Below are 13,207 nucleotides of genomic sequence, written 5' to 3' on the forward strand. Positions count from 1 at the left end.
CGTTTCAAATTAAATAGAAGAAAGATCACCATGAAATTCCTGAAGACCCATATTCTCTTAATCGCACTGCTTTCACAGATATTTGCCTCACAGCCAGCTATTTACGGTGAAAACGGGGTCGTTGTAGCCCATGACCTGGAAGCTTGTGAGGCCGGGATTAAAATCCTCAAAGCCGGCGGGAATGCTGTTGATGCAGCAGTTGCTGTTACCTATGCGCTGGCTGTAACCCATCCTCAAGCCGGAAACCTGGGTGGGGGAGGCTTTATGATGATCCAGATGGCTGATGGTCGCAAAGCCGCTCTGGACTATCGGGAAATGGCTCCTGGCGCAGCTCATCGCGATATGTTTCTGGATGATAGTGGCAAAGTTGCTGCTGGTAAAAGTATTCAGGGTGGATTGGCGGTAGGAGTTCCTGGTACAGTTGCCGGAATGCAGTTAGCTCTGGATGAGTATGGCTCAATGCGCCGTTCTAAAGTAATGAAGCCCGCTATCCACCTGGCAAAGAAGGGTTTTCATATTCCCTATGATCTGGCCTATTCCTTTGGTTGGTTGAATCAAGCAGCTGCCGATTTTGATGAAACACGTCGTATTTTCTGTCGCAACGGTGATCTATATCAGCCAGGAGATCTCTTTAAGCAACCCGATTTGGCAAAAACCTTGAAATTGATCCAGAAAAAGGGCAATTCAGGTTTTTATGAGGGGGCAGTGGCTCAGGCATTGGTGAAAAGCAGTACAGAATACGGAGGAACCTTCACTCCAGAGGATCTGGCAAATTATATTCCAAAACTTAGAGAACCGGCTGTGGGAAACTATCGTGGATTTGAGGTCTTATCCATGCCACCGCCCAGTTCCGGCGGAATAGCCTTGATCTCCATGTTGAATATGCTTGAACACATGTCATTTGATTCAATCGGCTGGCATTCAGCCGATCATATTCACATGCTGGCTGAAGTTGAAAAAAGAGCCTACGCTGACCGCAGCGTCTGGTTGGGTGACCCCGATTTCTTTGAGGTTCCCACTGAGAAATTATTGTCCAGTGCCTATGCTTATCTACGGATGAAAGATTACAAACCAACATCAGCCACACCAAGTGATTCTATCTATCCCTTGAATGATAGTGAGTTAGCGAATATCACAACTGCAAGACACGAAAGTGAAGAGACCACTCATTTTTCAGTTGTGGATCAATGGGGGAATGCCGTTAGCGTGACCACAACCCTGAATTGGTCATTTGGTTCCTATGTCACGGTTGAGGGTTTCGGGTTTTTACTGAACAATGAGATGGATGATTTTAGTGCCAAACCGGGTACTCCAAATTCTTTTGGACTCATCGGTAATGAGGCCAACGCCATTCAACCCAAAAAGCGCATGCTTTCCAGTATGACTCCTACCATTGTGAATAAAGATGGCAAGGTGGTTCTGGTGCTCGGTTCGCCTGGTGGTTCAACAATTATCACCTCAGTGCTGCAGGTAATAAACAATATGGTAGACTATGGAATGGCGCTGCAAGATGCAGTTAATGCCCCTAGATTTCATCATCAATGGCGTCCGGATGTGATCCAGTATGGTCCCCGTGCCATCAGCGCAGATACTGCTGAATTACTCCGGCAGATGGGGTACGAGTTGAAACCCCGATCTGCCTATGGTGAAGTCAATGCCATTTCCAAAGATCGTATTTTTGGTGGTTGGGTCGGTGCACCAGATTACCGGCTGGCTTCTCATGGCATGGCCTATTAGTGATTTTATGTTTGACACAAAAAAATAGTGTAATCAGGAAAAGCTTGAACAAATTAAAAATTATACCGTTGAAATCGTATTGCCGTTTTAATATGAACCGGTCATTAGATCAGGAGAAGAAGCATTGAGTAAAAAAGAAAAACAGGCTATGAAATCCAAAGGCGGGAGTGCTTTTCGTGGTCTTTTGCACATAATTGTATCAGTACTGATTCTTAGAGCAACGGTCATTGAAGCTTATAATGTTCCTACAGGTTCCATGGAAACCACTATTAAGATCGGTGACTTTATCCTGGGGAATAAATTTATATATGGAATTCGAACACCGGATTGGATCGGTATCCCCTGGACCAATATTGGCTTTTCAGTGCCTTACTATCGCTTACCCGGTTTTGAACAGCCCAAAACGGGTGATGTGGTCATCTTCCGGTATCCCAACGACCGTTGGCCAGCCAGCCAGATCGGACCTCTGGATCCCAGCCTTAACTATATCAAACGTTGTATTGCCGGTCCGGGACAGACTCTGGAGATCAGGGACAAGGATGTTTTTATCGATGGGATTCAATTTCCGCTTCCTGAACATGGTCGGGCTTCAAAACTAAATTTATACGATGATGAATATCAGGAAAGAATGATTTTCCCTCAAGGCTTTGGAAACCGAGATCATTTCGGACCTCTATATATTCCAGAAGCTGGTGACACCCTGGATTTCAGACGGGATAATCTGGATCAGGCTGTAAATGTCATTTCACTTGAAGGACATGAGGTCAGACCCGGTATTGGCGGTGGGCTAAAGGTTGATGGTGTCACAGTTGATCACTATGTTTGTGAACAAAACCATTATTTTATGATGGGGGACAACCGGGATAATTCGCATGATAGTCGTTACTGGGGGCTGGTTCCTGAGTCTAACATCATTGGAGAAGCCATCTTGACCTACCTTAGTTGGGAACAGACCGAACCTAACTTACTTAAACGACTCTTTAAAATTCGCCCGAGCCGTATGTTCAGATTAATTGATTAGTATCTGGTAGTTATTAAGCAGTTGTAGCAATAAATATCTCCTTGCATAAATAGTTCGTGCGAATCATAACCTTGGAGGAAAAAAGTGAAGTGTATAAGACTATTTCTAGTTGTCATGGTAACCATCAGTTTGTGCATGAGTTGTTCCAGTACTCTGGACGATGTTGCTGGTAAACCAGGTGTAAATACCATGGTTTCACCTGACCCTATGCCAGATTGGTATAGATTTCCTGTCAATGACGACGAATTAAATATCTACGCTGTTGGAAGTGGACAATCCAGTATCAGAGAGATGGCCGAATCCAGTGCTAGATCAGAAGCAACCACCTTTATTTCAAGTGGCATCTCACAGCAAGTAACTCGGACATTACATGAATATTCAATCATCGGGAGTGAATCAGCGGATGTTCACAAGTCTTCTCCTGTGGGATCAATTGTTCAAGCAATGAATACACAAACTATTGGTGGACTTATCGTTCATCAGAGATATTTTCATGAAGAAGAAGATGGCTCTTGGAAGGTGGTTGTTCAAGTCGGACTAAGCAAAGCTGCTTTAAACACAGCTCTTTTAAATGAAATTAATAGTGGGAAGCCGCTATATAAGAAATTTAAAGGTTCTATTGGTTTCTCAGAGTTTGAATCATCGCTAAAATAATTGATTATTAAACCGGCCATGAAGAGCCGCATGAACTCATGTTCGTCATACTGAAATAAAACCATTCAATCTGAACATCAACTTATAAATATGGCTCTTCCCCCAAATGCGTACCTGGAGACGAGGATATTAGGGATATAAGGGTATAGAGGGTGTGTGGGAATAGGGACAACGCTTACCCCATGCTTTAGCTTGGGGATATGATAACCTACTATTTCCTAGGGCTTTAGCCCAGTATTGTAGGGCTAAAGCCCTCCTTTATTAAGGTTTTTATAACCCCCAGGCTGAAGCCTGGGGTAAGTATTAATAATAATTGCACTATACGTAGATAACCAAAGCTAATATTAGCAAGCAATTATTCCGGCGCAATGAAGTTTTCACACAGGCTCTATACCCTTATACCTTTGTACCCCAGAATATTTTACAGGCCCCCAATTTCAATGATTGTATCCAGGTACGCATTATGACGATGAACCATAAATATTACATATCAGAGGGTCAATATCCCGAAATATTTGTCTGTAAATCATGAAAGCGTTGATTTGTTTCAGTGCATTTTTCTATCTTCCATTTTACTAGTGTCCTAATTATAATAGCGCGTTCTTTGCTATTAAGTTGATAATTATTTAAGTAATATTTCTAACTCACTGAGGCACAATGACTTCACAAGATATACGAAACCAGTTTATTCAATATTTTAAAGATCGTAACCACAAATTCGTGCGGAGTGCCGGTGTGGTTCCATTTGATGATCCCACACTGTTATTCACCAACGCCGGTATGAATCAGTTCAAAGGCATCTTTCTGGAGACTGAAACTGCAGATCATCCCCGCGCTGTAAACTCCCAGAAGTGCATCCGGGTCAGTGGAAAACATAACGACCTGGAAGAAGTCGGCCGGGATACTTATCACCACACTTTCTTCGAAATGCTGGGTAACTGGAGTTTTGGTGACTACTACAAGAAAGACGCCATCAAAATGGCCTGGGACCTCTTTACTCATGTTTGGCAGATCCCCAGAGAAAAGCTATACGCCACGGTTTACAAGGACGATGATGAGGCTTTTGAGCTTTGGTCCACTATTACCGATATTCCCAAAGCCAATATCCTGCGCTTCGGTGATAAAGATAATTTTTGGGAAATGGGTGAGACCGGTCCCTGTGGTCCCTGCTCAGAAATTCATGTTGATGTTGGTGGAGATCCGGCAATTGATGGCTCACATCCCGAATTAGGTGTCAATACCGATAGCCCCCGTTTTATGGAACTGTGGAATCTGGTATTTATCCAATATTTCAGGGAAAGTGATGGATCGCTCACTGAGTTGCCCAATAAACACGTTGATACAGGCGCCGGACTTGAGAGAATAGTCGCCTTTCTACAGGGTAAGAACAGTAATTATGACACTGACCTGTTTACTCCTCTTCTGGATGAGATCACTGAGCTCAGTGGGATACCTTATGACCCAGGGACAGCAGGAATGGCTCACCGCGTGATCGCTGATCATATCAGAATGTTGACCTTCTCAATCTCCGATGGAGCATTGCCAGCCAATGATGGTCGTGGCTATGTGCTGCGTCGGATCCTGCGTCGGGCTGCTCGCTATGGGCGTAATCTTGGTATGAATGAAGCCTTCATCTATAAAATGGTACCCACGGTGGTTCAGATCATGGGCGATGCCTATCCTGAATTACATGAACGGGTAGCCTATATCCAGAAAGTGATCAAATCAGAGGAGGATTCATTCAGTCAGACTCTGGATCGTGGACTGCAGATCTTTTCGGGACTGGTAAAAGACTTATTGGCTAGAGACGAAAAAACGATCTCTGGCGAGAATGTATTCAAACTCTATGACACATTTGGGTTTCCAGTAGACCTGACCAGCCTCATGGCACAAGAAGAAGGGCTTGAAGTAGATGTTGCCGGTTTTGAGTCTCTCATGGCCGCACAACGTGAAAAAGCGCGTCAGGCGACCCAGTTCAAGCAAACTGCATCCAAAGGTGCTGAGTGGCGAGTTTTGAAACCAGGAGTGCACTCCAGCTTTCATGGCTACACTCACAAGCGACTGGACACTTCTATGACCCAGATCATGGAAAATGATGATAAGGTTTATGTGATCCTGACAGAAACGCCTTTCTATGCCGAAAGTGGTGGTCAGGTTGGCGATACAGGTCGAATTTTCAATAGTGGAATGGAATTGTCGGTGTTGGACACCAGAAAAGACGGAGATTCAATCATCCATGAGACCCGACTGGTATCGGGAGAGCTTAATGAAGAACCGGTCATCGCTGAGATCGATGTTGAACGTCGCAATGATATTATCCGCAACCATAGTGCGACTCATCTATTGAATGCTGCTCTCCGAAAAGTATTGGGAGACCATGTCAAACAGGCTGGTTCTCTGGTTAATGCCGAACATTTGCGTTTCGATTTCAACCACTTTGAGAAAATGACTGGTGAAGAACTCACAACAGTTGAAAAAATGGTCAATACTGAGATCCGTAATAATAATTCTGCCAGTATTCGTGAACAAAGTTTTGATGCTGCCCGTCAAGAGGGGGCTCTGGCTTTCTTTGGTGAAAAGTATGGTGATCAGGTCAGAACGGTTAGATTTGGCGAGTACAGCCACGAGTTATGTGGCGGTGTACACGTTCAGGCTACTGGTGATATCGGCTCCTTCAGGATCGAATCAGAATCAGCCATTGCTGCTGGAGTACGTCGAATAGAGGCCGTAACCGGAATTACAGCCGAAACAAGAGCCAGACAGGATCGAGTGGCAGTTGACCACCTCCGCCATCTGCTTAATTCAACTGTTGGTGATCTGGACCAGAAAGTTCAACTTCTCATCAATGAGAAAAAAGTTTTGGAGAAACAGGTCAAGGAGTTGTCTTTCGATCAGGCTGCTTCAGTTTTGTCTGATATCGTCACGAAAGCGCGTTCCATCGCTGGTGTAAAAGTCGTAAGTGATGTGGTTGATGTGCCTGATACAGAGGCACTTAAGGATCTTGGCTCTGAGCTTTTGCGGTTATTGAAAAGTGGGGTAGGAGTCCTTGGAACAGTTATTGACGGATCACCCTATGTGGTGTGTGTTGTCTCCGATGATATGATCGCTCAGCACAAACTTAAGGCTGGTAATATTGTCCGCGAACTTGGAAAACAGCTTGGTGGTGGAGGGGGCGGTAAGCCCCAGATGGCCACAGCCGGGGGTAAAGATGCCGGAGCTTTAACAGATACTATTGCAGGTGTCTATGACATGATAGGAGCACTATTGGGATGAAAACAAAACTAATCATTGAGCGATCATCTCCTGGTCAAATAGGGACATCGATCCCTGACCTGGATGTACCTGAGCTGGCACTGGATACTCTGATCCCCTCCAAATATTTACGATCAGTTGCTCCAAACTTACCGGAAGTTTCCGAGCCGGAAGTAGTGCGCCATTACGTTGACCTGTCAACCAAAAATCATCATGTTGACAAAGATCTTTATCCCCTTGGCTCGTGCACCATGAAATACAACCCCAAGATCAACGACTGGACCTCATCAGCGCTGGCCGAAATACATCCTTATCAGCCACCTGAGTTAACACAGGGTACACTGGGGGTCTACTATGATCTGGAACAACAGCTCTGCGCCATAACCGGGATGAAAGCCTTCACGCTGCAACCGGCCGCCGGATCACAAGGCGAGTTGGTGGGCGTTCTGCTCATGCGCAAGTACCATGAGTTGCGAGGTCATGGTCATAAGGATGTCATTCTCATACCGGATGCCGCTCATGGCACCAATCCAGCCTCAGTCGCCATGGCTGGTTATAAAGTTGTTGAGGTTAGCAGTAATGCCGACGGATTGGTTGATCTGGATGATTTTGAAGCGAAGATCAATGATCAGGTCGCCGGTTTTATGCTCACAAATCCAAACACACTTGGTCTATTCGAAGAAAATATCACTAAAATTTCCGCATTAATTCACGGGGTCGATGGTCTGATGTACATGGATGGCGCCAATATGAATGCTCTGCTGGGAATCGCCAGACCGGCTGACCTTGGTTTTGATATTACACACTTGAATTTGCACAAAACCTTTTCGACACCGCATGGTGGTGGTGGACCGGGTTCAGGTCCCATCGGTGTGAATGAAAAGCTGATGGATTATCTGCCCCACCCCCGGGTTGAAATAGTTGGCGGCAGTTATCAACTGAATTATGATTTTCCTGACAGCATAGGTCGCGTTCATGGTTTCTACGGTAATTTTGGGATTTTGATCAGGGCCTGGACCTATATCAGGATGCTGGGTCCTGATGGACTGAGAAATGTATCAAAAGCCGCCATCATTAATGCGAATTATCTGATGCATAAGTTGAAAGATGTCTTTGAATTGGCTTATGACTGCACTTGTATGCATGAATTCGTGCTTTCTGCTCAAGCGCAGAAAGAAAAAGGCGTCAATGCGCTCCAGATAGCAAAACGACTACTGGACTATGGATTTCATTCACCCACCATGTATTTCCCGCTCATCGTGAAAGAAGCGTTGATGATCGAACCTACTGAAAGCGAGAATAAAGAGACCCTGGATCGTTTTATTGAAGTCATGAAACAGATCGCGGTTGAAGTGGAACATGATCCGGAAATACTGCTCACAGCGCCCCACAATACACCAGTTGGCCGGGTTGATGAGACTTATGCCAATCGCAATTTGAATGTGCGCTGGTAATGCCTTTCCACTATATCAATGATCGTTTGCACTGCGATTCCGTTGATCTGGAAACAGTGGCAAAAGCCCACGATACTCCAAGCTATGTCTATTCGGAAGCAATTCTGCACCGCAATGCCTCAGTTCTGAAATCCTGTTTTATTGATCGTGGCTTTAAGGTCTCCTATGCCATGAAAGCCAATTCGAATCCTGTGATCATGCAGCTATTCAAAAGTTATGGTATTGGTGTCGATATTGTTTCAGGCGGTGAGCTGCAAATGGCTCGGTATGTGGGATTTCACGGGAGCGAGATCAATTACGCTGGTGTGGGGAAGACCACCTCTGAGATCGTTCTAGCTCTTGAAGCTGATATAGCTCACTTTAATGTAGAGAGTGAATTTGAGCTGGAACTATTGAATGCAAAGGCAGCCGAAAGCGCACAGACAGCATCAGTCCTGCTGCGTTTGAATCCGGATATTGATCCTCAGACTCATCCTCATATTTCCACAGGACTTAAAAATAATAAATTCGGCATGGGGCCAGAGCTGATCGCCACTATTCTGGCTCACCCGCAAAAATATCCCAATGTTGATTTTGCTGGACTGCATTGCCATATCGGTTCTCAGATCCTCAAACCCCAACCCTTCGATGACCTGATCGATTATCTGGCCCTCTATTCAAAAGAACTGAAAAATTCAGGGATAACGATAAGACATATTGATTTCGGGGGCGGTTTTGGCGTAAACTACTCCGAACCATTTGAAGATATTCTCACCACCACACCTTACCTGGAATCCTTTGCTGATAAGGCGATGGCCAAGTTGGGACAGTATCAACTTCACATCCAGCCCGGTCGGGTTCTCGTGGCGAACAGTGCGGTATTGCTGGCTCAGGTTCTGGGTTGCAAAGAAAATGGCGAGCACCAATTCATGGTGATTGATGGTGCGACAACTGACCTGATCCGTCCGGCTCTGTACAATGCCTACCACGGCTTTTATCCTCATCAGTTCCGGGCGAATTCCAAAGTGGGCGATGTTGTGGGACCGGTCTGTGAGAGTTCAGATGCACTGGTCAAAGATCGAGCATTACCTGATCTGGCCAGTGGCGAACTGGTCGCTATCGCTTCTGCTGGTGCCTACGCCAGTTCTATGGGGTCGACCTACAATTTACGACCGTTGAGTCCTGAAATATTGGTCAATGATAGAGGTGAGCTTAGGTTAATCCGACGTCGTCAAACCTTTGAGGAAATGATTGCTTTATATCGTGAAGATTGACGGAACCGACAGTATCAACGGACTTCATTTTGTTTTGAAGTGACAACCAATATAATTCATAAAAAAGGATGGGAATTTCACATGAAGAATATCATTAACACCGACAAAGCTCCAGCTGCCCTGGGACCCTATAGTCAGGCTGTTGAATACAATGGGCTGATCTTTACAGCTGGGCAGATCCCCCTTGATCCAGCCACTGGCAAACTGGTTGAAACCTCTTTTGGAGACCGCGTATATCAGGTAATGCACAATCTCAAGGCCATCCTTGAGGAAGCAGACAGCGATTTTTCAAAAGTGATCAAAACCAACATATTTGTCACGGATCTGGGTAAGTATGCCGAATTGAACAAGATTTACGGTGAATTCTTTCCTGGTGACGACGCCCCGGCACGGGCAGCGATCCAGGTAGTGGCACTACCGCTGGGAACAGATGTGGAAATTGAAATGATCGCTCATAAGTGACATCAGTCCAAGATATTTTAATAATATCCATTCCAAATAATTCTTGCTCATGAGAAAACTCAACAACCAATGATGTTCAGGGAGAATATTTTACGAAATTCGTTAACATTATTTTGTCAATAGCTCGAAAACAGACGATCCTGATTTTTTCCATGTTGATCTTAACCATCGGGTATTCCCAGGATTCTACAATGGTTGACTCATCACGCCAAAAAAGTCCCAGTAAAGCATTATGGTATTCAATCATCCCCGGTGCTGGGCAGCTCTATAATCAGCATCCGCTAAAGGCCATCTTGTTTTCCGGTGTTTTTGCCTATTTTACTTACGAATATCTTAATGCTCAGGAAGCTTATCAGGTTGATCCAGCTGATAAATCCCTCCACCGCATTCGGAATGACAAGATCTGGCTCATGAGCTTGACCTGGACCATGAATATTCTGGATGCCTATGTGGATGCACAGTTGTGGGATTTTGAAAAATACAGGATCAGCACGGAGGCGTTACCAGAAACCGAACTCATTAAACCAAAGGAAACGGACAGTATAGATGACACAGAATAGAGAAGCCTGGGGGTCACGCTTTGGATTTATCCTGGCTGCAGCCGGATCTGCAGTTGGGTTGGGTAATATTTGGAAATTCCCCTACATCGCCGGTGAAAACGGAGGAGCAGCCTTCATCTTCATCTATTTGATCTGCATTGGAATAATCGGTTTTCCCGTGCTTATTGCAGAAATTCTCATTGGTCGCACCACTAAAAAAAATCCCGTAGGTGCCTTTGCAGCCCTGACAAAATCAAAAATATGGGTTTCAGTTGGTTTCCTGGGAGTTGCTGCCGGCTTTATGATTCTCTCATTCTACAGTGTCATAGGCGGCTGGACCATTGGCTATGTGGTGGAAACGCTCAGAGGGTCACTGTCAAGTTTCAAGAGTCCGGATGAAGCGGGTGCCTTGTTCGGAACTTTATCAGGCAGTGCCACCTGGACTCTAGGCTATCATTCCGTCTTCTTTGCTTTGGTTATGGGTATTGTAATCAGGGGAGTGCAGGGGGGCATAGAGCTCTCCAGTAAGATTATGATGCCGGTTTTGTTGTCGATCCTGGTCATTCTCATTATTCGAGGAGTGACCCTGGAAGGCGCTTCAGAAGGACTGGCTTTTCTGTGGGTTCCGGACTGGAGTAAAATTAACGGCCAGGCTGTTCTCACTGCCCTGGGACACGCATTTTTCACTCTGAGCCTGGGTATGGGGGCCATGCTAACGTATGGTAGTTATATGTCTAAGCGGGATAATCTAATCACTTCTGCCGCTCAAATCGTATTTTTGGATACACTCATTGCGATCATGGCAGGTGTAGCCATCTTTACTGCGGTCTTTGCTTCAGGTTTGGATCCGGCTGCTGGTCCAGGATTGATTTTTCAAACCCTTCCAGCAGTGTTTTCGACCATGACGGGGGGGGTCTATTTTTCATTCCTATTCTTCCTGTTGCTGGCTATTGCGGCGTTAACTTCTGCAATCTCACTGTTGGAAGTGGTGGTAGCTTATTTTGTGGACGAAAAAGGGTGGAATCGGAAAGGAGCCGTCATCGCCTTTGGTGGAACGATCTTTCTCTTGGGTATTCCTTCAGCCTTATCCTTTAATATTATGGCTGATGTCACTTTATTTGATAAAACATTTTTTGATATTGTCGATTTTACAGCCTCAAACATTCTGTTGCCTTTTGGTGGCTTGATGATTGCCATTTTTGCCGGTTGGATCTGGTCACGCACTGCAGTAATGGCTGCAGTGAAAGAAGGTGCTGAACAATTATTTGAGACCTATCCCTGGTTCGAGGGGATCTGGTTCCTGTTTCTCAAGTTCATTGCTCCAGTACTCATTACTTTGGTTCTCTTAAATAGCCTGGGTATTATCTAAAATAATATTTGCATAAACCTTGCGCTGGTTCCCAATCACCGCAAGGCTAAAATTTAGCTCCAAGAACCCCACCTTGCGCAGGCTCCAAGCCTCCGCAAGGTTAAACATATCCTGATAGCATACACAGTTTCACATCCCTGTGAATCTCAAGTCGTCCCCAGCGAATCAGCTTCCCGAGGGGACAATTGGTACTAAGCCATAATCATTGAAATTATTCCTGCTTAGGCTACCTTTGAGCACGAATTTAAAAAGACGGGAGGGGAAATTCATGAATCGCCACTATTCTATAATCATATTTCGAGTTATATTGTGTCGAGCCTTTTATGCGGATCAGTATAAAGCACATAAATATTTCAGCAAACCGCTTATGAAGTTCAGCATCAGGAAAATACATATTTTGAAAAAATTGCTTATGCAGACGCCAACGCAGTGTTTCAGGTCTTATGCGGAACCGTATAATCATAGTTAGCTCGACTTAAAAGAAAGGAATATTCAAACAATAACGCTTGACATTATTATCGCAATACGTTATCATTCAACAAGATGATTAAGACTTTCGCATCAAAAGAAACAAAAAAACTATTTCAACGGATACGTTCTCGAAAATTACCAACAGATATTCAACGCATTGCAAGTCGAAAACTTAACGTACTTGATGCTGCAGACCACCTTTCTGACCTTCGTGTTCCTCCATCCAATCATCTCGAGAAGCTACATGGAAAAAGATCTGGCCAACATAGTATCAGGATAAATGATCAATGGCGGATTTGCTTTATCTGGGACAAGGGCAATGCCCATAATGTGGAAATAACTGATTACCATTAGGAGCATATTATGACTACGAAAAAATTAGATCCGATACATCCAGGCGAAGTCCTCATGGAAGAATTCTTGAAGCCTATGGAAATAAGTCAGTACCGGCTTGCAAAGGACATTCATGTTTCAGCACGCCGAATCAATGAAATCGTTCATGGAAAGAGAGCTATTTCTCCCAATACTGCACTTAGATTATCTAAATATTTTGGTTTATCAGAGCGCTTTTGGCTGAATCTGCAAGCTAGATATGATTTAGAACTTGAAAAAGATCGTATTGCACCAATCCTTGAAAACCAAATTCACGCTTTCGTCCATATCTAATTATAAAAGGAACGGCTCATTTTGGGGATACAATGCCATGGAAGCAAAAAAAGCGAGCTAACAAGCTGCTTCAAGCTGACCCACAACAGGGGAGTGGTTGAGGAGAATAATGTACAGGGATACAGTGTCTTGAACAAATTGAGAATGTGTTATGAGGCAGCTTAAGCGCGGGACGTTATCGCGCCGAGGAAAGCTCGGCGTGTCTTATAGGGTGCAAGTCCCAATCAGGTAAGGGTTAGCCACCCACCTGTACCGAGTGTTGCGCCTGTGGCGGAGTCATGATTATAGTGGCGAACAAGACAGGTGAAGCGTACACAGGGAATTCTGTA

General features: G+C 44.8%; 11 protein-coding genes. All 11 read left to right on the plus strand.

The annotated features are described in order from the left end of the window. Positions 1 to 1,737: gamma-glutamyltransferase (gene ggt / locus U9Q77_04785; protein MEA3286672.1), on the plus strand; the 1,737-nt coding region annotated here is incomplete at its 5' end. Between the two features lie 124 nt (positions 1,738 to 1,861). Beyond that, entirely contained in the window at positions 1,862 to 2,758 is an 897-nt protein-coding gene (gene lepB, locus U9Q77_04790) for a signal peptidase I (GenBank protein ID MEA3286673.1), read from the plus strand. A gap of 84 nt (positions 2,759 to 2,842) precedes the next feature. Next, positions 2,843 to 3,412 (plus strand): hypothetical protein, encoded by a 570-nt coding sequence (locus U9Q77_04795; protein MEA3286674.1) that lies wholly within the window; start codon positions 2,843 to 2,845, stop codon positions 3,410 to 3,412. Between the two features lie 657 nt (positions 3,413 to 4,069). After that, the gene (gene alaS / locus U9Q77_04800; GenBank protein ID MEA3286675.1) at positions 4,070 to 6,685 is read left to right on the plus strand and encodes an alanine--tRNA ligase; all 2,616 of its coding nucleotides are present in this window, start codon (positions 4,070 to 4,072) and stop codon (positions 6,683 to 6,685) included. Continuing rightward, complete coding sequence (gene gcvPB / locus U9Q77_04805; GenBank protein MEA3286676.1) at positions 6,682 to 8,118, plus strand: aminomethyl-transferring glycine dehydrogenase subunit GcvPB; 1,437 nt, start codon at positions 6,682 to 6,684, stop codon at positions 8,116 to 8,118. The genes alaS and gcvPB overlap by 4 nt, the downstream gene beginning before the upstream one ends. Next, positions 8,118 to 9,371, plus strand: a complete 1,254-nt coding sequence (gene lysA / locus U9Q77_04810) for a diaminopimelate decarboxylase (GenBank protein MEA3286677.1) — start codon at positions 8,118 to 8,120, stop codon at positions 9,369 to 9,371. Before gcvPB ends, lysA begins: the two co-directional genes overlap by 1 nt. Before the next feature lie 81 nt (positions 9,372 to 9,452). Continuing rightward, a complete protein-coding gene (locus tag U9Q77_04815) occupies positions 9,453 to 9,833 on the plus strand; it encodes a Rid family detoxifying hydrolase (protein ID MEA3286678.1) in 381 nt (126 codons plus the stop codon). A 191-nt stretch (positions 9,834 to 10,024) separates the two neighbouring features. Next, entirely contained in the window at positions 10,025 to 10,393 is a 369-nt protein-coding gene (locus U9Q77_04820; GenBank protein ID MEA3286679.1) for a DUF5683 domain-containing protein, read from the plus strand. Continuing rightward, entirely contained in the window at positions 10,380 to 11,741 is a 1,362-nt protein-coding gene (locus tag U9Q77_04825; protein ID MEA3286680.1) for a sodium-dependent transporter, read from the plus strand. Before U9Q77_04820 ends, U9Q77_04825 begins: the two co-directional genes overlap by 14 nt. Positions 11,742 to 12,284: 543 nt before the next feature. After that, entirely contained in the window at positions 12,285 to 12,566 is a 282-nt protein-coding gene (locus U9Q77_04830; protein MEA3286681.1) for a type II toxin-antitoxin system RelE/ParE family toxin, read from the plus strand. 9 nt (positions 12,567 to 12,575) lie between these two features. Next, positions 12,576 to 12,878, plus strand: a complete 303-nt coding sequence (locus tag U9Q77_04835; protein ID MEA3286682.1) for a HigA family addiction module antitoxin — start codon at positions 12,576 to 12,578, stop codon at positions 12,876 to 12,878. Positions 12,879 to 13,207: the final 329 nt, after the last annotated feature.

The sequence above is a fragment of the Candidatus Neomarinimicrobiota bacterium genome (assembly GCA_034716895.1).
Lineage (GTDB): Bacteria > Fidelibacterota > UBA8477 > UBA8477 > JABMPR01 > JABMPR01.